Origin of the sequence: Pseudomonas sp. ARP3 (assembly GCF_001029595.1) — a bacterium.
GTDB lineage: Bacteria > Pseudomonadota > Gammaproteobacteria > Pseudomonadales > Pseudomonadaceae > Aquipseudomonas > Aquipseudomonas rhodesiae.
The window spans coordinates 1-20,824 of record NZ_LEKF01000027.1 but is presented as its reverse complement, the minus strand read 5'-3'; the positions used below and the strand labels follow the sequence as shown (position 1 = coordinate 20,824).

Here is a 20,824-nt window from a genome sequence, read left to right as displayed (position 1 = left end):
ATTCTAGCGGGGTGACCGGCTGACGCACAGGGCTGAATTTCCTTTGACATGGCCGGGTGCATCCCTATAATGCTGCGCCTATGTTGAATGACCCGATTCCACCTCACGTTGACCCGCGCAAATTGGCTGATCGTGGCACCTCCCTTCAAGGTGAAGTGCTGCTGGCCGATTTGGAGAGACTCTGCGACCCGCTTTCCGACACTGTCGGTACGGTGCAGGCCAAATTCGTTTTTGAACGAGATGAACGTAAATCTGTGGTCATTCACAGCTTTATCGACACCGAAGTCAAAATGGTTTGCCAGCGTTGTCTTGAGCTGGTCACCCTGCCGATCCACAGCGAATGCAGTTACGCCGTGGTGAAGGAGGGTGCGAATACCCAGTCGTTGCCGAAAGGTTATGACGTGCTGGAACTGGGCGAAGATCCTTTGGATCTGCATGCACTGATCGAGGAGGAGCTTCTGCTCGCCTTGCCCATTGTGCCTGCTCATCATCCGGAAGAATGCCAGCAGCCGGCGGGCCTCGATGACGAGCCCGAACCGAGCGAGGACGAGGTAACGCGGTCCAACCCGTTCAGTGTATTGGCGCAGTTAAAGCGTGACCCAAACGTTTAGGAGTTAATCAATTATGGCTGTTCAGCAGAACAAAAAATCCCGCTCCGCTCGTGACATGCGCCGTTCGCACGACGCTCTCGAGGCAAGCACTCTGTCCGTGGAAAAGACCACTGGTGAAGTTCACCTGCGTCACCACGTATCGCCAGAAGGCGTATACCGTGGCCGTAAAGTGATCGACAAGGGCGCTGACGAGTAATCACTTGTCTGCTCTCGTCATCGCGATTGACGCAATGGGCGGGGACTTCGGTCCCCGCAGCATTGTTCAGGCCTGCGTTGCCAGCCTGTCTGCAACACCCTCGCTGCACCTGACCCTTGTCGGTCAACCCTCCCTTCTTGAAGAACTGATTGCCAGCCATCCGGCGGTGGATCGCGCGCGCCTGAGCATTGTGCCGGCCAGCGAAACCATCACGATGGATGAAAAACCGGCGGCGGCCCTGCGCGGTAAACCTGACTCTTCGATGCGGGTGGCCCTGGAATTGTTGCGCGACGGCAAGGTGCAGGCCTGTGTCAGCGCCGGCAATACCGGGGCCTTGATGGCGTTGTCGCGGCATGTGCTCAAGACTTTGCCTGGGATCGACCGGCCTGCCATGGTGGCGGCGATTCCCACGCAAACAGGCTATTGCCAGTTGCTGGACCTCGGGGCAAATGTGGATTGCACTGCTGAGCACTTGTTCCAGTTCTCTGTGATGGGCTCGGTGGCGGCGGAGGCCCTGGGAGTGGCCCGCCCGCGCGTGGCGCTGTTGAACATCGGCACCGAAGACATCAAGGGCAACCAGCAGGTCAAGCTCGCCGCGGCCTTGTTGCAACAAGCGCGGGGCTTGAATTACATCGGTTTCGTCGAAGGTGACGGTTTGTACCGGGGCGAAGCGGACGTGGTGGTGTGCGACGGCTTTGTGGGTAACATCCTGCTTAAATCCAGCGAAGGGCTGGCGACTATGATTGCCACACGCATCGAGTCGTTGTTCAGACAGAGCCTGGTCTCGCGTCTGGTGGGCGCTTTGGCGCTGCCATTGATGCGTCGCCTGCAGGCTGATCTGGCGCCGGCGCGGCATAACGGTGCGAGTTTTCTGGGCTTGCAAGGCATTGTGGTGAAAAGTCACGGTTCGGCGGGGGTGGAAGGTTTTCAGAGTGCGATTGCCCGCGCGGTGATCGAGATCCAGGAAAACCTGCCGCAACGCCTGCACGGCCGTCTCGGGGATCTGTTGCCTTAGGCGAATTGGTCCAGGAATGCTTAAATGTGACCGACCAGTTCAATTGACCATCCAATCTGTCAGTTTCGTGCGCTCCCACCGTAGGAGCGATCATTTTCCGACGACCAGATCATTAGGGGCTTGTTACATGTCTACATCCCTCGCATTCGTCTTTCCAGGGCAGGGTTCGCAGTCCCTCGGCATGTTGGCCGAGCTGGGCGCGCAATACCCGTTGATCCTGGACACTTTCAAGGAAGCTTCCGATGCCCTGGGTTACGACCTGTGGGCACTGACCCAACAGGGGCCGGAAGAGCAACTCAATCAAACCGATAAAACCCAACCGGCGATTCTGACTGCCTCGGTTGCCCTGTGGCGCTTGTGGCTGTCAGAGGGCGGCGCGCGTCCCGCATTCGTCGCCGGTCACAGTCTGGGCGAATACAGCGCGCTGGTGGCGGCGGGCAGCCTGACCCTCGGTGAAGCGGTCAAGCTGGTCGAGCGTCGTGGCCAGTTGATGCAAGAGGCCGTTCCGGCCGGGCAGGGCGGCATGGCCGCTATCCTGGGTCTGGACGACGCGGTGGTGATCGAAGCCTGCGCCGAAGCCGCTCAGGGCGAAGTGGTCAGCGCTGTCAACTTCAACTCCCCTGGCCAGGTGGTGATTGCCGGTGCCAAGGCCGCCGTCGAGCGCGCCATTGAGGGTTGCAAGGCGCGTGGTGCCAAGCGTGCGCTGCCGTTGCCGGTGAGCGTGCCGTCCCATTGCGAGCTGATGCGCCCGGCGGCCGAGCGTTTTGCCGAGTCCATCGCTGCGATCAACTGGCAGGCGCCGCAGATCCCGTTGGTACAGAACGTCAGCGCAGCGGTAGTGGCCGACCTCGACACCCTCAAGCGCGACCTGCTGGAGCAGCTCTACAAGCCGGTGCGTTGGGTTGAGTCGGTCCAGACCCTGGCTGCCAACGGCGCTACCGAGCTGGTTGAGTGCGGTCCGGGCAAGGTCCTGGCTGGTCTGAACAAGCGCTGCGCCGATGGCGTCTCGACGTCCAACCTCAATACCCCGGATGCCTTCGCTGCCGCTCGCGCGGCACTGGCCTGAACCCTGAATTCCGAACTTAGGAGAAGCCTGCATGAGTCTGCAAGGTAAAGTTGCATTGGTTACCGGCGCCAGCCGTGGCATTGGTCAGGCGATCGCCCTGGAACTGGGCCGTCAGGGCGCCGTCGTGATCGGCACCGCCACTTCCGCTTCGGGTGCCGAGCGTATCGCCGCGACCCTGAAGGAAAACGGCGTTCAGGGCACCGGCCTTGAACTGAACGTGACCAGCGATGAGTCTGTGGCTGCTGTACTGGCCGAGATCACTGCACAGTTCGGTGCGCCGTCGATCCTGGTAAACAACGCCGGTATCACCCGCGACAACCTGATGATGCGCATGAAAGACGACGAGTGGTACGACGTGGTCGATACCAACTTGAACAGTCTGTTCCGCCTGTCCAAGGGCGTTTTGCGCGGCATGACCAAGGCGCGCTGGGGCCGAATTATCAATATTGGTTCCGTAGTGGGTGCCATGGGCAACGCAGGCCAAGTAAACTACGCAGCCGCCAAGGCCGGCCTGGAAGGTTTCAGCCGCGCACTGGCGCGTGAAGTCGGTTCGCGCTCAATTACGGTCAACTCGGTAGCCCCAGGGTTCATCGACACCGATATGACACGCGAACTGCCGGAAGCACAGCGTGAAGCCTTGCTGACGCAGATTCCGCTGGGCCGTCTGGGCCAGGCTCAAGAGATCGCGAATGTGGTCACTTTCCTGGCATCTGACGGTGCGGCATACGTGACTGGGGCTACAATCCCGGTGAACGGCGGGATGTACATGAGTTAAATTGTGACGGATCGCTTCAAAAAAATGTCATACGAGCTGTCTAAAATCCGTTATAAAGCTGCAACTTAATTTATAGGCAGAGGGTCGTTCGGGGTACAGGGTGAAGCTTTCAGTTGAAAAGCTGAAAAGGCTTTCTATACACTTACCCACTGGCCAGCTGCCTGAATTTGTCCATTAGGAGTGAAAACAAGGTATGAGCACCATCGAAGAGCGCGTCAAGAAAATCGTTGCCGAGCAACTGGGTGTTAAAGAAGAAGAAGTGACCAACAGCGCTTCCTTCGTTGAAGACCTGGGTGCCGACTCCCTTGACACCGTTGAGCTGGTGATGGCTCTGGAAGAGGAATTCGAGACCGAAATCCCGGACGAAGAAGCTGAAAAAATCACTACTGTTCAAGCTGCTATCGACTACGTTACTGCCCACCAGGCGTAATAGTTTGTAGTCGTCGCTTGCTGTCAGGGAAAAACCGCACTGCTGTAACGGCGTGCGGTTTTTTCTTTAGCTCCAATGAAAAGTGAGCGCTGAAGCAAAGTGTCGTCATCAAGAAAAAGGAGAGTGCTGTGTCGCGTAGACGCGTCGTAGTCACCGGTATGGGTATGTTGTCGCCACTGGGTACAGATGTGCCGAGCAGTTGGCAGGGCATTCTGGCTGGCCGCAGTGGTATTGGTCTGATCGAACACACAGACCTTTCTGCCTATTCCACCCGTTTTGGCGGCTCGGTAAAGGGGTTCAACGTCGAGGAATATCTCTCGATCAAAGAGTCCCGCAAACTCGACCTGTTCATTCAATACGGTTTGGCCGCTGGTTTTCAGGCAGTGCGTAATGCTGGCTTGGAAGTCACTGACGCCAACCGTGAGCGTATCGGCGTAGCCATGGGTTCGGGCATTGGCGGTTTGACCAATATCGAAGAAACCAGCCGCACGCTGCATGAGACGGGCCCACGTCGGATTTCGCCGTTCTTCGTGCCAGGCTCGATCATCAATATGATTTCCGGCTTCCTGTCCATCCACCTGGGCGCACAGGGACCCAACTACGCAATTGCCACGGCCTGCACCACGGGCACCCACTGCATCGGCATGGCGGCGCGCAACATTGCCTATGACGAGGCGGACGTGATGATTGCCGGCGGCGCCGAAATGGCCGCCTGCGGCCTTGGCATGGGTGGCTTCGGTGCCTCTCGTGCGCTGTCGACCCGCAACGATGAGCCGACCCGCGCCAGCCGTCCCTGGGATAAGGGCCGTGATGGCTTCGTGCTGTCCGACGGTGCCGGTGCCTTGGTATTGGAAGAGCTGGAGCACGCCAAGGCGCGTGGTGCCACCATCTATGCCGAACTGATTGGCTTTGGCATGAGTGGCGACGCCTACCACATGACTTCGCCACCGTCCGATGGTGCTGGCGCCGCGCGCTGCATCACCAATGCGTTGCGTGATGCAAAGGTCAATGCCGACCAGGTGCAGTACATCAACGCTCATGGTACCTCGACCCCGACCGGCGACCTGGCGGAAGCCGAGGCCATCAAGTCGGTGTTCGGCGAGCACGCCTACAAGCTGGCGGTCAGCTCCACCAAGTCCATGACCGGTCACCTCTTGGGTGCGGCGGGCGCGGTTGAGGCGATCTTCAGCGTGATGGCCATCAAGGATCAGGTCGCACCGCCGACCATCAACCTGGATGAGCCGGACGAAGGCTGCGACCTGAACTTCGTGCCTCACGAAGCCCAGCCGATGCCGATCGATGTCGCCATCTCCAACTCGTTTGGCTTTGGTGGCACCAACGGCTCCCTGGTGTTCCGCCGGTTCGCCGAGTGATGCACTGCTGGGTCGACGGTCAGCCAGCGGACACCGTGCCCCTGAAAGACCGGGGCCTGGCATACGGCGATGGTCTATTCGAGACCATTGCCGTCAAGGCCGGGCGGCCCGTGCTGCTCGACCGGCATCTGCAGCGCCTGGAAGAGGGTTGCCGGCGCCTCGCTTTAAAGGTCGACCACCGCCTTGTGCGCAATGAAGTGCTGGCCTACGCCGCCGGCCTCGGCGAAGGCGTTCTCAAGTTGATTCTCACCCGTGGCGACAGCCTGCGCGGTTACGGCATGAACCCCGACGCAGCGGTGCGTCGCATTGTGCAGGGCAGCCCGCCCGCCTCCTATCCCCTGGTCCATGGAATCGACGGCATTCGTTTGTTTTCGTGTGCTACTCGTCTGGCCGAGCAACCGCTATTGGCCGGTCTCAAACACCTGAACCGGCTGGAACAAGTGATTGCCCGTGCCGAATGGCAGGACCCCGAGCATGCCGAAGGCTTGATGCTGGATATGTCCGAACGTGTCATCGAAGGCGTGTTCAGTAATTTATTTATCGTAAGCAACGGTTTGTTACTAACCGCCGATCTGAAGCGTTGCGGGGTTGCTGGCGTCATGCGTGCCGAGATTCTGGCTCAGGCCGAAGCGCTGGGCATCCCGGTGGCCGTGGCCGACATCAATGTCGAGCAGTTACGGCAGGCGGACGAAGTCTTCGTCTGCAACAGCGTTTATGGCATTTGGCCGGTGCGTGAGTGCGCGGCGATGAGCTGGTCGGTTGGCCCGCTCACCCGTAAACTGCAGGGCATTGTTCGCGCCCTATTGGATATTTGAGTTGATACGAAAACTGGTTGTACTGCTGCTGATCGGTCTGTTTTCCGCCGGTCTGCTGTTGGGCTTTTCTGCCTGGAAACTCGACTCTGCCCTCAAGCAGCCCTTGAAGCTGACCCAGGAGCAATTGCTTGATGTACCGGCCGGGGCAACCCCCACCGGTACCTTCAATCGCCTCGAAGCCGACGGTGTGCTCGACGACGCCTTTTGGTTGCGCTTGTACTGGCGCTTCAACCTGGACGGCCAACCGCTGCATAGCGGTGAATATCGCATGACCCCCGGCATGACTGCCCAGGGGCTGATCGGTTTGTGGCAGCGTGGCGAAGTGGTGCAATACAGCCTCACGTTGGTGGAAGGCTGGAACTTTCGTCAGGTGCGGGCGGCGTTGGCCAAGCACGAAAAGATCGTACAGACCTTGGCGGGCCTGACCGACAGCGAAGTCATGGATAAGCTCGGTCATCCTGGTGTATTCCCCGAAGGGCGATTCTTTCCCGATACCTACCGCTTTGTGCGGGGCATGACTGACGTCGAATTCCTGAAAAAAGCCTATAACCGCTTGGACGATGTCCTGGCTCAGGAGTGGAGTAAGCGCGCCGCTGATGCGCCCTACACCGATCCTTACCAGGCGCTGATCATGGCGTCTTTGGTGGAGAAGGAAACCGGCGTACCGGAGGAGCGCGGTCAGATTGCCGGTGTGTTTGTGCGCCGCTTGAAGATCGGCATGTTGCTGCAGACCGATCCCACGGTGATCTACGGCCTGGGCGAGCGCTACAACGGCAAATTGACCCGCGCCCATCTCAAGGAAGCCAACCCCTACAACACTTACATGGTGGCCGGGTTGCCGCCGACACCGATCGCCATGGTCGGCCGTGAGGCGATCCATGCGGCGTTGAACCCCGCACCGGGCAGTAGCCTGTATTTTGTCGCGCGTGGCGATGGCAGCCATATTTTCTCGGATGATCTGGATGCGCATAATGCGGCCGTGCGCGAGTTTCAGCTCAAGCGTCGGGCCGATTACCGCTCCAGCCCGGCACCGGTGGTGAAGCCGCCGGAAGAGGCGGCACCTCCGGCCGAGGCGGTGCCGGACACCGCCGCGCCGCAAAGCCCGCAATGACTCTGACTAAGGACCGCCTGTGACTGGCTTGTTTATTACCCTGGAAGGCCCGGAAGGCGCCGGCAAAAGTACCAACCGCGACTACTTGGCCGAGCGCTTGCGCACCGAAGGGATCGAGGTGGTGTTGACCCGTGAGCCTGGCGGTACGCCTCTGGCCGAACGCATCCGTGACGTGCTGTTGGCCCCGGGCGAAGAACAGATGAATCCGGACACCGAGCTGCTGCTGGTATTCGCCGCCCGCGCCCAGCATCTTGCCGAAGTGATCCGTCCGGCCCTGGCCCGCGGCGCCGTGGTGATCTGCGATCGTTTCACCGATTCGACCTACGCCTACCAGGGCGGTGGTCGCGGCTTACCCCTGGAGCGCATAGCCACGCTGGAAACCTTTGTACAGGGCAGCCTGCGCCCGGACCTGACCCTGTTGTTCGATCTGCCGGTGGAAGTGGGCATGGCGCGCGCCAGTGCCCGTGGCCGTCTGGACCGTTTCGAGCTGGAAGGCCAGGTGTTCTTCGACGCCGTGCGTCGCGCTTTCCTCGCGCGCGCCAAGGCCGAACCTGCGCGCTATCACCTGCTGGATGCGGCGCAACCGTTGGCCAATGTGCAACAGGCCATCGATGCGCTGTTGCCCGCGCTGCTGGAGCGCGCCCGTGGCTGAAGCCTATCCGTGGCAAGACAGCCTTTGGCAGCAGTTGGCCGGACGTGCCCAGCATGCCCATGCCTATTTGCTGCATGGGCCGGCGGGCATCGGTAAGCGCCATCTGGCCGAGCGCTTGATGGCCAGTCTGTTGTGCCAACGGCCGGTCAATCTGGAGGCTTGCGGCGAGTGCAAATCCTGCTTGTTGCTCAAGGCGGGCAGTCATCCGGATAACTACCTGCTCGAACCGGAGGAGGCCGACAAGGCGATCAAGGTCGACCAAGTGCGCGATCTGGTCAGCTTCGTGGTGCAGACCGCGCAGATGGGCGGGCGCAAAGTGGTGCTGATCGAGCCGGTGGAGGCGATGAACATCAATGCTGCCAATGCCCTGCTTAAAAGCCTCGAAGAGCCTTCCGGCGACACTGTTCTGTTGTTGGTGAGTCACCAGTCCAGCCGCTTGTTGCCCACCATTCGCAGCCGCTGCGTGCAGCAGGCTTGCCCTCTGCCAAGCGAGGCGATGAGTGTGCAATGGCTGGCGCAGGCCCTGCCGGATTGCTCCGCTGAGGAGCGCGTGGAGTTGCTGACCCTGGCGGCCGGCTCGCCATTGGCGGCCGTCAAGCTGCAGGCCCAAGGCGTGCGTGAGCAGCGGGCCCTGGTGGTCGATGGAGTGAAGAAACTGCTCAAGCAGGAGCTGTCCGCCACTCAGTTGGCCGAGACGGCCTGGAAGGATATCCCTCTGCTGCTGTTGTTCGACTGGTTCTGCGACTGGTCCAGTCTGATCCTGCGCTACCAACTGACCCAGGACGAAGCCGGCCTGGGTCTGCCGGATATGCGCAAAGTGGTGCAATACCTCGCGCAGAAAAGCCCCCAGGCCAAGGTGCTGACTATCCAAGACTGGATCCTTGCCCAGCGCCAGAAAGTCCTCGGCAAAGCCAACCTCAACCGTGTGCTGCTGCTTGAAGCGCTGCTGGTGCAATGGGTTGGCCTGCTCGGGCGCCGTTGATCCTTCGATGGCCGACGGGTGTATCGTTGGTCAGACATTTACCGTGACTTTAGTCGTACCTTCTTATGCTCGTAGATTCCCATTGCCACCTTGACCGCCTTGACCTCGCCCAGCATGCCGGGTCCCTTGACGCTGCGCTTGAAGCCGCGCGCCAGCGCGGGGTAGGGCATTTCCTGTGCATCGGCGTCAGCGCCGAAAACGCCGCTGATGTCAAAGCCCTCGCCGAGCGCTACGCCGATGTGGATTGTTCGGTGGGTATCCACCCGCTGGACCTCAAGCCTGGTGAAGCGCCAGCGCTCGATTGGCTGCTGACAGAGCTCAATCATCCACGCGTGGTGGCCATTGGCGAGACCGGCCTGGATTACCACTACGAGCCCGAAGCCGCCGAGTTGCAGCAGGCGTCCTTCCGTTTGCACCTGCAAGCCGCCCAGCAGACCGGTAAACCGGTGATCGTCCATACCCGTGGCGCCCGTGCCGACACATTGACGCTGCTGCGCGAAGCCGCCTTGCCCCAGGCCGGTGTGCTGCATTGCTTCACCGAGGACTGGGACATGGCCAAGGCCGCCCTGGACCTGGGTTTCTATATCTCCTTGTCGGGGATTGTCACGTTCCGCAATGCCGATGCCCTGCGCGACGTGGCGCGACAAGTACCGGCCGACCGTCTGCTGGTGGAAACCGACTCGCCGTATCTGGCCCCTATCCCCCATCGCGGTAAGCCGAACCTGCCGGAGTACGTGCGTGATGTAGCGGATTACCTGGCGATGCTGCGCGGTGTGCCCTACGAGCGGTTCGCCGAACAGACCACCGAGAACTTCAAACGTCTGTTCCCGTTGGCTCATGTCGCCGCTTGAGGGACCAAATCCCAGGCAAAAAAAACCCGGGTTCTGGGGGGTGAATCCGGGCTAAGACCATTAGGAGTAAACAAGGGTACGCAGTCCGTCGGTACCCAGATCGGCGTTTCACTTGGGGGAGATGTCACGCCGACAGTTGAAGTATTGATCAGTATCCGATTCAGTCCAGTCGCCCCTGATCGTTTTTTAAACAGATTTGGAATACGTGCGCTTCAGTTGAGTTCTCATCGACGCCATGGTCATGGGTGCGTGTTGCGTATTATTTCTGACTGATAACCGCTGATTCGTTGGCATGCTGTCATTAAAGTGCAGAGTGGGTTCACATAGGCGTTGCCCAACGACCGTTCAGTCGGGATAATCCCTCGCATCGGCTAAATCGTATCGCCACGTATCCGTGGCCTTGCATGGCCCTCCCTCTACCGACCTCTGCAGACCTCTTCCTCATGCACAAAGAACCCCGTAAGGTCCGTGAGTTTCGCCGCCGAGAGCAGGAAATTCTCGACACCGCGCTCAAGTTGTTCCTCGAACAAGGTGAAGACAGCGTCACCGTCGAGATGATTGCGGATGCCGTGGGTATCGGCAAAGGCACCATCTACAAACATTTCAAGTCCAAGGCCGAGATCTACCTGCGCCTGATGCTCGACTACGAGCGCGATTTGAACGAGTTGCTGCATTCGGCCGACGTGGACAAGGACAAGGAAGCCCTGTCCCGCGCCTACTTCGAATTCCGTATGCGTGACCCCCAGCGCTACCGCCTCTTCGACCGTCTGGAAGAGAAGGTGGTCAAAGGCCATCAGGTACCGGAAATGGTTGAGGAGTTGCACAAGATCCGCGCCTCGAACTTCGAACGCCTGACCCTCCTGATCAAAGGCCGTATCAGCGAAGGCAAGCTGGAGGATGTACCGCCGTATTTCCACTATTGCGCCGCCTGGGCGTTGGTGCACGGCGCCGTGGCGCTGTATCACTCGCCGTTCTGGAGCAATGTGCTGGAAGATCAGGAAGGGTTTTTCCAGTTCCTGATGGATATCGGTGTGCGTATGGGCAACAAGCGCAAGCACAGTTCCGAACCGGCGCTTGAAGCCACGCCCGCCAGTCAAGATTAGCTGCCAGGCGCAGTAACCCAGGAATATACTCAGGCAAGGATCTTGCTAAAAGCTGATTTATAGGTCAGCTTTCAGTGCGCCCGAATTATCCTCTGCCGGAGTGATCCATGATCGTTGATCGTCAAGGCAGGCGTTTTCGCAATTTGCGAATCAGCCTGACCTCAGCCTGCAATTACGCGTGTACCTACTGCGTGCCTGATGGCAAGCGGCTGGTGGCTGCCCAGGACGAACTCTCGGCCGAGGCCATGGCCCGTGGCGTGGCGTACCTGATTGAAGCGGCCGGCATCGAGCGTTTGCGCATCACCGGCGGTGAGCCGCTGGTCAGTCCCAAGCTGGAAGCTTTCCTCGGTGCCGTGGGCCAGTTGGGGCTGGGCGATATCAGCCTGACCACCAATGGCCAACTGCTCGCTCGCAAATTGCCGCTGCTGGTGGATGCCGGCATCCGTCGTATCAACGTCTCCCTCGATACCCTGGACGCCGGCGCGTTCCGCAGCATTGCCCGTGGCGGCGACCTGGCCACCGTGCTCGATGGCATGGATCAGGCTCGCGCCGCCGGGCTCAAGATCAAGGTCAATATGGTGCCATTGCGCGGCCAGAACCTGGATCAGGTGATGCCGCTGCTCGATTACTGTCTGGAGCGCGGCTACGAGTTGCGCTTTATCGAGTTGATGCGCATGGGCCACCTGGCCAAGGATTCCAATGCCTTTCTGCAGCAGTTCGTCAGCCTGCAACAACTGTTGAGCCTGATCGGCGAACGCTACGAATACTTGCAAGCCAATGCCCCAGTGGACGCCACGGCGGTGCGCTATGAAGTGCCGGGCAAAGGCCATTTCGGCGTGATCGCCAACGAAAGCGTGCCGTTCTGCCGTACTTGCTCGCGGTTGCGGCTGTCGTCCACCGGTTGGTTGCATGGCTGCCTGTCGTCGAGCAACCGCCACTATGTCGGCGACTTGCTCGACAAGCCCCGTCATCAGGCGCTGCCGGCCTTGCAGGGTTTGTTGATGAAAGCCCTGGGTGATAAGCAGGAAGTGGCGTTCTCCGGCGGCGCAACCATCATGAAAATCATCGGCGGCTAATGCCGCATGCGCGCGCCTCCCCTGGCCCAGATTCTGCATCTCGTGCCCATTCGCCGGTTTTCCGTCACCGGCTTCTGGAGGAATAGGATGCGTAGTCTGGTTTTGTTGCTGGCGTCGTTGACGCTGAGTGGTTGCATGACCGTCAGCGATATGGCCGAAGGCACCCGCTATCAGATGAGTGACGCCGGGTTGCTGGATCACAGCGACACTCGCCGCACGGCGTCGATTCGTGTGCAGCCGGATTCCTTTATTTTTATCGCCCAGGGCGCGTTTGTGCCGCCGGGCAGTGCCTATCCGCGTCCGAACGTGGTGGCTGAGGAAGCCTTCAATGGTTTCGTCGAATATTTCCCCATGGTGCGTCGCGCCCGCCAACCTGAAGGCCTTGAGCAAGCCATGGCCGAAGCCCGTGCGGCGGGCGCTCATTACCTGCTGTACTGCCGCTTCGCCAAGGCCGACGACCGTATCGGTAATGCCGATGAGTGGGCCGATCAAGAGGCGCTCGACCGTGTTGGCCTGGACAGCGGCGTTATCCAGATCATGTTGATCGAGACCAGCACCCAATATTTGATTGATACTGCACGTATTCGCAGTCGTGGCGGTTTACTGACATTCCACGACAACAAGCCACAAGACCTGATTGCCCGCCCCCTGGCGCAGTACGCACGAGGCTTGCTGGGGATGAGTGATCAGTAGGTCCGGCACGTAAACAAGGGAGAACCCATGACCGATTCCGCCAAGGCCAACGATCTGTTGGCGCAACTGCCTAAAGGCAAGGGCCCGGCACCGGTGCATCTGTGGAACCCGGATTTCTGCGGCAATATCGACATGCGCATCGCCCGCGACGGCACCTGGTTTTACCAAGGTACGCCGATCGGGCGAAAGCCGATGGTCAAATTGTTCTCCAATATCATTCGCCGCGATGGCGATGATTACTTCCTGGTTACCCCGGTGGAAAAAGTCGGGATCGTGGTCGACGACGCGCCGTTCGTTGCGGTGACATTGGAGGTGGAAGGCGAGGGCGAAAGTCAGCGGCTGCGCTTGACCACCAACGTCGACGAGCAGATCGAGGCGGGGCTCGAACATCCCCTACGGGTGGTGATTGACCCGGTCACCGAAGAGCCATCGCCTTATCTGCGCGTGCGCGCTAACCTCGAAGCCCTGGTGCATCGCAACGTGTTCTATCAATTGGTCGAGTTGGCGGTGAGTCGTCCGATCAACGGGCGAAATTGGCTGGGTGTGTGGAGCGGCGGGGAGTTTTTCCCGATTGGCCTGGAGCCCTGAGGCCGCTTATTACCAAGCCCTGACATAATTCGCTTGCCGCTCACCGGGCCTTTCGGTTATCAATTTGTACATGATTAGACATGTGCGATTCGATAAGAAAAAACGCGTCGTCGACGAACTCATCCGCCGCATTGAAGGTGGCATGATGGCCGACGGTTTCCTGCTGCCGGGCGAGCACCAATTGGCCGAAGAGTTCGGGGTCAGCCGAGGCACCTTGCGCGAGGCTCTGGCCGAGCTGAAGCGCCGTAATTACATCGCCACCCAGAGCGGGGTCGGCTCCATTGTCACCTTTGACGGCATGGTGCTCGATCAAGCCAGCGGCTGGGCGCAGGCCCTGGCCGATACGGGGGCGTTGATCACCACTGACGTCCTGCGCCTGGAAGCGGTAACCCGCCCGGACTTGCTCAACCGCTTCGGCAGCGATCAGTTCATCGCCCTCGACCGTCGCCGTCGGACCACCGATGGCACTGCCGTGTCCCTGGAACGCTCGTTGATGCCCGCCTCTGGCAGTCTTGAGAGCCTGCCCCGGGTCGGCCTGATCGACAATTCTCTGACCATTACCCTGGCGGCCTATGGCTATGTCGGCGCTGATGGCGACCAGTGGATCGGTGCCGAGCCATTGAGCGACGAAGACGCCGAGCTGCTGGGGCGCCCAGTCGGCACGGTGTTTTTGAAGGCGTCGCGAACCACTTTCGACCGTCGCGGACGTTTTATGGAGTACGTCGAAAGCGTGCTTGACCCTGTGCACTTTCGCCTGCACCTGCAATTCGGAACCGCCAAATGACCCCGCATAATCGCGCCCTCGGCGCCTTTTACGGCCTGGCCCTGGGCGATGCCCTCGGCATGCCGACCCAGTCGCTCAACCGCGAGCAGGTACGCGCGCGTTTCGGCGCGATCACGGCGCTGGTCGATGCCCACGCCGACCAACCCATTGCCCCCAACATGCCCGCCGGCTCGGTCACCGATGACACCGAGCAAGCGATTCTGGTGGGCGAGTTACTGGTGCAGGGCCAGGGCACGATCGAGCCTGCGATCCTCGCCCAGCGCCTGATCGACTGGGAAGCGAGCATGCGCGCCAAGGGCTCCCAGGACTTGCTCGGTCCCTCCACCAAGCGCGCGATCGACATGATCCTCGCCGGCCATACTCCAGAGGAATCCGGGCGTTATGGCACCACCAACGGCGCGGCCATGCGTATCACCCCCGTGGGCATTGCCGCCGATGTCAACGACTCGGTTCGATTTGTCCAGTCGGTGATTCAGGCGTGCCAAGTCACCCACAACACGACCCTGGGCATCTCCAGCGCGGCAGCGGTGGCTGCGGTGGTTTCGGCCGGTATCAACGGCGTGGATCTGGGCGAAGCGTTAAGCATCGGCACCCAGATTGCCCAACAAACCGAGAGCCATGGTCATTGGGTGGCGGGTGGGCGGATTTCCACGCGCATCAGTTGGGCCCGCACCTTGAGCGTTGGCAGCGGCGATACCGCGCTGTTCGCTGACCTGTTGTATGAGTTGATCGGCACCTCCGTGGCCTCCCAGGAGTCGGTGGTGGTGTCGTTCGCCCTCGCGCAGCGGGTGGCGGTGGGTGAGCTGACGGCGCTGGACGCGTTGTGCCTGGCCGCCAGCCTGGGCGGCGATACCGACACCATCGCAGCGATGCTGGGCGCCATGCTTGGCGCTTGTCTGGGCATGCAGTGCTGGCCACCAGCGATGATCGAGCAGATCAAACGGGTCAATGGGCTGGATTTGCAACCCTTGGTCCAGGGGCTTCTCGCCTTGCGTTAAGCGCGCGTTGCGACGTGCGTTGCTGAACACAGTCAGGATGACGGGTTAACCCTTTAACTATTTGCCATTACCACAACAAATACAGGCATCAGGAGCAACACCATGAGCAGCACGTCCGCCGGCCAAAACGCCGGGCAATTGGAAACACGCGGTATCGAACCGGTCCCCGAAGCGGAGTGCAATGGCCATCCGCTGCAGCTGTTCTGGGTGTGGTTCGCCGCCAATATCAGCATCCTCGGCCTGCCGCTGGGTGCCACGTTGGTGGCGTTTCGCGGCTTGGCGATCTGGCAGGCGGTGATCGTGGCGATGCTCGGCGCCGCCGGTTCCTTTGCTGTGGTGGGCATCATCTCCATCGCCGGCCGACGCGGCCGCGCACCCAGCCTGACGCTGTCGCGCGCCATCTTCGGCGTGCGCGGTAATATCGGTCCGACTTTGGTTTCGCTGATGTCGCGCCTGGGCTGGGAAACCGTCAACACCACTACCGCTGCGTTTGTGCTGCTGTCGCTGTGCTCAATCCTGTTCGGCTCGGCGGTCGAGGCCAAAAGCGCGCCGGTGCTGACCCTGATCTTTATCGGCATTTTCGTGCTGCTGACCCTGGCGGTCTCCGGCCTGGGCCATGCCACGTTGTTGGTGATCCAGAAATGGGCCACTTACGTGTTTGGCGCGCTGAATATCCTAGTGGGTGGTTTTCTCTGCGCCACCATCGACTGGAACGCCGTGTTCAATGCCACGCCGGCACCCCTGAGCGCGATGATCATCGGCATCGGCACCATGGCGGCCGGTACCGGTATCGGCTGGGCCAACGCCGGTGCCGATATGTCGCGTTACCAGCACCGCAGCGTCAAGGCCGCGCGACTGGTGGCGTCCGCCGCCTTTGGCGCGGGCATTCCGCTGGTGCTGTTGATCACCCTGGGCGGCCTATTGTCGGTGGGCAATAACGACCTGGCGGCGGCCACGGACCCGATCATCGCGATCCGCGACATGCTGCCCACCTGGATGGCGGTGCCGTACCTGATCACGGCGTTCGGTGGGCTATTGCTGTCGAATAACCTGTCGGTGTATTCGGCGGGGCTGACCACCCTGACCCTCGGTTTGAAGGTCAAGCGCGTACATGCGGTGATCGTCGATATCGTGGCGATCTTCGCCGGTTCGATTTACTTCATGCTGATTGCCGACAGTTTCTACGGCCCGTTTATTACCTTCATTTCGCTGCTGGCGGTGCCGATTACCGCGTGGGTCGGCATTTTCGTGGTCGACTTGATCCACCGTCACTACTACAGCGCCCAGGATCTGCTGGACGTCAGCCCCAGCAGCGCCTACTGGTATCGCGGCGGCGTGGAATGGCGCGCATTCGGCGCGTGGGCCGTGGCGATCGTGCTGGGTTTCAGCTTTACCACCATCGGCACTACCGCTGACAACATATGGTTTGCCGGGCCGTTGTCCGACTCCTGGCTGGGCCATAACGGCCTGGGTTGGATTGTCACGTTCTTGGTCGCGGGTGGGATCTACGCCGTGCTGGGTGGTGCATCTGATCGACGCCCGGCGCTGGTCGAGGGCGCACATGTCTAGATTGCTGCACACGGGGCAGGTCATCGTCGACCTGGTCATGGCCCTCGATACGTTGCCTGCCACGGGGGGCGACGTACTGGCCCAATCGGCCAGTTTCGAAACCGGCGGCGGCTTCAATGTGATGGCCGCCGCGCGACGCAACGGCATGCCGGTGGTGTACTTGGGGCGCCATGGCACCGGGCGCTTCGGCGATCTTGCCCGAGCGGCGATGCAGGCGGACGGCATCGACATGGCCCTGGCACCGAGCAGTGGAAAGGACACAGGCCTATGCGTGGCCCTGACCGAGGCGTCCACGGAGCGCACTTTTATTTCACGCCTTGGGGCAGAGGGCGAACTGAGCGCCGAAGATTTGGCCTGCGTGGTGCCATGCGCCGATGACTACGTGTATGTCAGCGGCTACAGCCTGCTGCTGGAAGGCAAGGCCCAGCCGCTGATCGACTGGCTGCTGGCCTTACCGCGGTCCATCGCGGTGGTGTTCGATCCGGGGCCGCTGGCCAAGGGGCCGAATTCGGCGCTGATGCTTGCCTTGCTGCCGCGCATCGATATCTGGACCAGCAACGGGCCAGAAGCGCTGGCATTCACCGGGGCGGCGGATATTTCGCAGGCGTTGACCGACCTCGCTCGCCACTTACCCGCTGACACGCTGTTGGTGGTACGCGATGGTCCGAATGGCTGCTGGGTGGGGCGTGGGGCTCGGATCGAACATGTGCCGGGGTTCACGGTGCAGGCGGTGGATAGCAATGGCGCCGGGGACGCGCACGCGGGGGTGATGATTGCCGGTTTGGCCCAAGGCCTCGAACCGGTGGAATCGGCGCGCCGTGCAAATGCGGCGGCGGCGTTGGCGGTGACGCGCTGGGGCCCGGCCACTGCGCCGACCGGTGCTGAAGTCGACGCCTTCCTCAAATCATGACAACCAACGGTGGCAGGACGCGGACGTCCTCCCACCGTTGTCAGGCAGGGGTCAACTTGCCTTCTTCAACGCTTCGATTAACTGATCTTTACGCATGCTCGAACGCCCGCGGATATCTTTCGCCCGGGCTTCCTTGAGCAGGCTTTCCTTGGTCTGGGTGCTTAAGGACACACGGCTGTTGCGCGGATGCCCTTCACGGCTGGCGGCAGCCCGCTTGGCCGAGTCGTGACGATCCTGGGCCTTCTTCGCCGGGGCCTTGCGCTGACCCGAGCCGCCGGCCTTTTCGCCCCCGCCGGACTGCTTGTTGACGGTGGCCCACGCACGGGCTTCGGCTTCGGATTTGGGCACGCCGTTGTCCTCGTAACTCTGTTCGATACGGGAGGCTTTGCGCTTCTGTGCGGCGGTGTATTTGGCTTTGCTTCCAAGAGGCATTGCGATACTCCTACTGGCCCTGTCGCCAGGGCCAGACCAGACAAAATGAATTACTGAGGGTCGGCACTTTCCAGCTTGCGCGCCTCATCGACACCCGACGCGGTCAGCTTGATCGGCAGGTTCAAGGCATATTCACCGGCAGCGTCGGTGGTCACGTGACCGTCCTTGATAAGCCCACGGTCTTGAAGGAACGCCAAGGCACTGGCGACTACTTTCTCGCCGCGGTAGTTGTCCAGCACCTCCTTGCCCAAACCATGGGGATGGGCGTGCAACAGGCGGGTGAGGACTTCTCTCTCAAGGTTCTTATCGACGTTCATGCGTACCTCTTCATGGGAAAATGATCGGGTGTTCGTCTCGCGTGCGATGAATCAAGGTGCAGTTTGTTTCGGCGCGCCCGGCAGGTTCGAGTCGTCGCCTTTGTTGACCTTGGGCTCATCGACCGACGGGCCCATCTTGCCGTTACCTACCGCAGCCGGTGCCTGGCGCTGGGTGTCATGGCCTTGAGTGTGCGGGTCGGCCGCGTTGGTGTTATCGATCACCGCGCCACCATTGGTGTCCAGGCCAGTGCCCATGGACTTCTGCGACTCGGTGGTGGCGTCCGGGTTGGTCGGGCCGGTGGACGAGGTCGCGGCGAAGCTGCTCAGGGAAACCGCGGACAGCAGACCGGCGAGGGCGAGGGCAGCACATTTGGAATGGTTCATGAGGGTGTCTCCTTATGATTAATGTCCTTACCCTTTGTTGGTCAGCCGACGTTTATTGATCGTGCCTCGATGGCGACGAACGGTATCAAGTTGCCTGTAAAAATTTGTGTGTCAGCGCACCGGGCCACGTCGACGCCACCTCGTAGCCCATAAAATTGCGCTGCAATCAGTCATCAAAGCGCCTTAGTATGTGGGCTTTGACATTGCCAAGGCTCGCCCATGACCATCGAGATTCGTCCCGCCGTGCCCAGTGACGCTGCGCAGATCCTGACTTTTATAACCGAGCTTGCGGAGTACGAAAAAGCCCGGCATGAAGTGATCGCCAGTGTGGTGGACATCGAACGTAGCCTGTTCAGCGAGGGCGCCACCGCCCATGGTCTGATTTGCTCGCGGGACGGCGTGCCCATCGGTTTTGCAGTGTTCTTCTTCAGCTACTCCACCTGGCTTGGCAGTAACTGCCTGTACCTCGAAGACCTCTACATCAACCCGGAACAACGTGGCGGCGGGGCGGGCAAGAAGTTGTTGCGCCACCTGGCCAAGATCGCGTTCGACAATGGCTGCGGGCGCTTTGAGTGGAGCGTGCTGGACTGGAACGAGCCGGCGATTGCCTTCTACAAATCCATTGGCGCACAACCGCAGGAAGAGTGGGTGCGGTATCGCATGGAAGGCGATGCGTTGCGTGACTTTGCCTTGGGTTAAGGCTGAAAGTCGTCCATGGCTTGATCAATAACCGGCATGAATGTGCCGGTTTTTTTACATCTTTTCTCACAATATGGGATGTAAATTTATATATTGAGATGTTTCAAGTTCTAGGTTTATAGTCGGCGGCATCAGCACTCACTACCAAAAATAAAACAGGTGAAGCGATGCAGGCACAACCGTTGTCGTTGCCCAGGGTGCCCGAGCCTACTTACGGCGAGCGTCTCAAAGGCAAGGTGGTCGTGATCACCGGTGCCGCCCAAGGCATTGGCGAGGCGATCGTCGCGTGCTTTCAAGCCCAGCAGGCGCAGTTGGTGATCGGCGATATCCAGGGCGACAAGGTCGAGGCCGTTGCCGCTCACTGGCGCGAACGCGGCGCCCAGATCCATGCACTCCCTATCGATATCACCGCCAAGGAACAGTGGCAGGCGCTGGTCAACCTGGCCATCGAGCGCTTCGGGCGTGTGGATGTGCTGGTCAATTGCGCCGGGGTCAATGTGTTCCGCGACCCGCTGGAAATGACCGACGAAGACTGGCGCCGCTGCTTCGCCATCGATCTCGACGGTGCCTGGTTCGGCTGTCGCACGGTGTTGCCGCACATGATCGAGCAGGGCATCGGCAATATCATCAACATCGCCTCCACCCATTCCAGCCACATCATTCCCGGGTGCTTTCCGTACCCGGTGGCCAAACATGGCCTACTCGGCCTGACCCGCGCTCTGGGTATCGAATACGCGCCCAAAGGCATCCGCGTGAATGCGATTGCGCCGGGCTATATCGAAACCCAGCTGAATGTCGATTACTGGAACGGTTTCCCCGACCCCCACGCCGAACGCCAGCGCGCCTTCGACCTGCACCCGCCCAAGCGCATCGGCCAACCGGTCGAGGTGGCGATGACGGCGCTGTTCCTGGCCACCGACGAAGCGCCTTTTATCAATGCCACCTGCCTGATGATCGATGGCGGGCGGTCTGTGATGTACCACGACTAGAACCTGCCGCTCTCCAATAACAACAAGAGGTGCCGTTCATGAAAAAAGCCTTACGTGTTCTCGCTACCGCCGTGGCGTTCAGCAGCCTCAGCTCCTTCGCCCTGGCCGCTGATACAGTCAAAATCGGCTTCCTGGTCAAACAAGCCGAGGAACCTTGGTTCCAGACCGAGTGGGCCTTCGCCGAAAAAGCCGCCAAGGACAAGGGGTTTGAGTTGATCAAGATCGCCGTGCCCGACGGCGAGAAAACCCTGTCGGCCATCGACAGCCTGGCCGCCAACGGCGCCAAGGGTTTTGTGATCTGCCCGCCGGATGTGTCCCTCGGCCCGGCGATTGTGGCCAAGGCCAAGCTCAACGATATGAAAGTCATGGCGGTGGACGACCGTTTCGTCGACGCCAAGGGCAAGT

26 protein-coding genes are annotated in these 20,824 nt (G+C 60.6%); 23 read left to right on the top strand and 3 right to left on the bottom strand.

Translation table 11 applies throughout. The features are described from left to right. The first annotated feature begins 80 nt into the window (after positions 1-80). From ABX75_RS24235 to ABX75_RS24140, 20 genes are all read left to right on the top strand, one after another. Entirely contained in the window at positions 81-611 is a 531-nt protein-coding gene (locus tag ABX75_RS24235) for a YceD family protein (RefSeq protein WP_034099894.1), read from the top strand. A 13-nt stretch (positions 612-624) separates the two neighbouring features. After that, the gene (gene rpmF, locus ABX75_RS24230; RefSeq protein WP_003179396.1) at positions 625-807 is read left to right on the top strand and encodes a 50S ribosomal protein L32; all 183 of its coding nucleotides are present in this window, start codon (positions 625-627) and stop codon (positions 805-807) included. 4 nt (positions 808-811) lie between these two features. Continuing rightward, positions 812-1,822, top strand: a complete 1,011-nt coding sequence (gene plsX, locus ABX75_RS24225) for a phosphate acyltransferase PlsX (RefSeq protein ID WP_082136201.1) — start codon at positions 812-814, stop codon at positions 1,820-1,822. A gap of 127 nt (positions 1,823-1,949) precedes the next feature. Continuing rightward, the gene (gene fabD, locus ABX75_RS24220) at positions 1,950-2,888 is read left to right on the top strand and encodes an ACP S-malonyltransferase (protein ID WP_047882809.1); all 939 of its coding nucleotides are present in this window, start codon (positions 1,950-1,952) and stop codon (positions 2,886-2,888) included. 31 nt (positions 2,889-2,919) lie between these two features. Further along, complete coding sequence (fabG, locus tag ABX75_RS24215) at positions 2,920-3,663, top strand: 3-oxoacyl-ACP reductase FabG (RefSeq protein WP_034139026.1); 744 nt, start codon at positions 2,920-2,922, stop codon at positions 3,661-3,663. Positions 3,664-3,856: 193 nt separating this feature from the next. After that, positions 3,857-4,093 (top strand): acyl carrier protein, encoded by a 237-nt coding sequence (acpP, locus tag ABX75_RS24210; RefSeq protein WP_016973676.1) that lies wholly within the window; start codon positions 3,857-3,859, stop codon positions 4,091-4,093. Positions 4,094-4,221: 128 nt separating this feature from the next. Beyond that, entirely contained in the window at positions 4,222-5,466 is a 1,245-nt protein-coding gene (fabF, locus tag ABX75_RS24205) for a beta-ketoacyl-ACP synthase II (protein WP_034099890.1), read from the top strand. Then, positions 5,466-6,281, top strand: a complete 816-nt coding sequence (gene pabC, locus ABX75_RS24200) for an aminodeoxychorismate lyase (RefSeq protein WP_047882808.1) — start codon at positions 5,466-5,468, stop codon at positions 6,279-6,281. The genes fabF and pabC overlap by 1 nt, the downstream gene beginning before the upstream one ends. Position 6,282: 1 nt before the next feature. After that, positions 6,283-7,392 (top strand): endolytic transglycosylase MltG, encoded by a 1,110-nt coding sequence (mltG, locus tag ABX75_RS24195; protein WP_034099888.1) that lies wholly within the window; start codon positions 6,283-6,285, stop codon positions 7,390-7,392. Positions 7,393-7,411: 19 nt separating this feature from the next. Beyond that, positions 7,412-8,044 carry a dTMP kinase gene (gene tmk / locus ABX75_RS24190; RefSeq protein WP_047882807.1) on the top strand — a complete coding sequence of 211 codons (633 nt, stop codon included), beginning with the start codon at positions 7,412-7,414 and terminating at the stop codon, positions 8,042-8,044. Then, positions 8,037-9,026 carry a DNA polymerase III subunit delta' gene (locus tag ABX75_RS24185; RefSeq protein WP_034099886.1) on the top strand — a complete coding sequence of 330 codons (990 nt, stop codon included), beginning with the start codon at positions 8,037-8,039 and terminating at the stop codon, positions 9,024-9,026. The genes tmk and ABX75_RS24185 overlap by 8 nt, the downstream gene beginning before the upstream one ends. 65 nt (positions 9,027-9,091) lie before the next feature. Then, complete coding sequence (locus ABX75_RS24180; RefSeq protein ID WP_034099885.1) at positions 9,092-9,877, top strand: TatD family hydrolase; 786 nt, start codon at positions 9,092-9,094, stop codon at positions 9,875-9,877. 443 nt (positions 9,878-10,320) lie between these two features. Continuing rightward, positions 10,321-10,980, top strand: a complete 660-nt coding sequence (locus ABX75_RS24175; protein ID WP_034099884.1) for a TetR/AcrR family transcriptional regulator — start codon at positions 10,321-10,323, stop codon at positions 10,978-10,980. Between the two features lie 107 nt (positions 10,981-11,087). After that, entirely contained in the window at positions 11,088-12,056 is a 969-nt protein-coding gene (locus ABX75_RS24170; protein WP_047882806.1) for a GTP 3',8-cyclase MoaA, read from the top strand. An 87-nt stretch (positions 12,057-12,143) separates the two neighbouring features. Further along, positions 12,144-12,749 carry a DUF4823 domain-containing protein gene (locus ABX75_RS24165; RefSeq protein WP_025854156.1) on the top strand — a complete coding sequence of 202 codons (606 nt, stop codon included), beginning with the start codon at positions 12,144-12,146 and terminating at the stop codon, positions 12,747-12,749. Between the two features lie 27 nt (positions 12,750-12,776). After that, positions 12,777-13,337 carry a DUF1285 domain-containing protein gene (locus ABX75_RS24160; protein ID WP_034099882.1) on the top strand — a complete coding sequence of 187 codons (561 nt, stop codon included), beginning with the start codon at positions 12,777-12,779 and terminating at the stop codon, positions 13,335-13,337. Between the two features lie 70 nt (positions 13,338-13,407). Continuing rightward, the gene (locus ABX75_RS24155) at positions 13,408-14,121 is read left to right on the top strand and encodes a GntR family transcriptional regulator (RefSeq protein ID WP_040269210.1); all 714 of its coding nucleotides are present in this window, start codon (positions 13,408-13,410) and stop codon (positions 14,119-14,121) included. Then, the gene (locus ABX75_RS24150; protein WP_047882805.1) at positions 14,118-15,119 is read left to right on the top strand and encodes an ADP-ribosylglycohydrolase family protein; all 1,002 of its coding nucleotides are present in this window, start codon (positions 14,118-14,120) and stop codon (positions 15,117-15,119) included. Before ABX75_RS24155 ends, ABX75_RS24150 begins: the two co-directional genes overlap by 4 nt. 102 nt (positions 15,120-15,221) lie before the next feature. Continuing rightward, entirely contained in the window at positions 15,222-16,688 is a 1,467-nt protein-coding gene (locus ABX75_RS24145) for a cytosine permease (RefSeq protein WP_047882804.1), read from the top strand. Beyond that, on the top strand, positions 16,681-17,598 hold the full coding sequence (locus tag ABX75_RS24140; RefSeq protein WP_047882803.1) for a PfkB family carbohydrate kinase: 918 nt from the start codon (positions 16,681-16,683) through the stop codon (positions 17,596-17,598). Before ABX75_RS24145 ends, ABX75_RS24140 begins: the two co-directional genes overlap by 8 nt. Before the next feature lie 51 nt (positions 17,599-17,649). Here the strand turns inward: ABX75_RS24140 and ABX75_RS24135 are convergent, their stop codons facing one another. From ABX75_RS24135 to ABX75_RS24125, 3 genes are read right to left on the bottom strand one after another with little or no spacing between them, the layout of a single operon-like run. Next, entirely contained in the window at positions 17,650-18,030 is a 381-nt protein-coding gene (locus tag ABX75_RS24135) for a termination factor Rho (RefSeq protein WP_047882802.1), read from the bottom strand. A 50-nt stretch (positions 18,031-18,080) separates the two neighbouring features. Next, on the bottom strand, positions 18,081-18,347 hold the full coding sequence (locus ABX75_RS24130; protein ID WP_034114858.1) for a hypothetical protein: 267 nt from the start codon (positions 18,345-18,347) through the stop codon (positions 18,081-18,083). 51 nt (positions 18,348-18,398) lie between these two features. Beyond that, entirely contained in the window at positions 18,399-18,731 is a 333-nt protein-coding gene (locus ABX75_RS24125) for a hypothetical protein (RefSeq protein ID WP_034114857.1), read from the bottom strand. Positions 18,732-18,950: 219 nt separating this feature from the next. Here ABX75_RS24125 and ABX75_RS24120 point away from each other — a divergent pair, with 219 nt between their 5' ends. From ABX75_RS24120 to ABX75_RS24110, 3 genes are all read left to right on the top strand, one after another. Beyond that, complete coding sequence (locus ABX75_RS24120) at positions 18,951-19,430, top strand: GNAT family N-acetyltransferase (RefSeq protein ID WP_034099874.1); 480 nt, start codon at positions 18,951-18,953, stop codon at positions 19,428-19,430. A gap of 167 nt (positions 19,431-19,597) precedes the next feature. Next, positions 19,598-20,419, top strand: coding sequence for an SDR family oxidoreductase (locus tag ABX75_RS24115; protein WP_034139010.1), 822 nt, complete (start codon positions 19,598-19,600; stop codon positions 20,417-20,419). 38 nt (positions 20,420-20,457) lie between these two features. Further along, on the top strand, positions 20,458-20,824 hold a 367-nt coding region (locus ABX75_RS24110; protein WP_047882801.1), incomplete at its 3' end, for a substrate-binding domain-containing protein.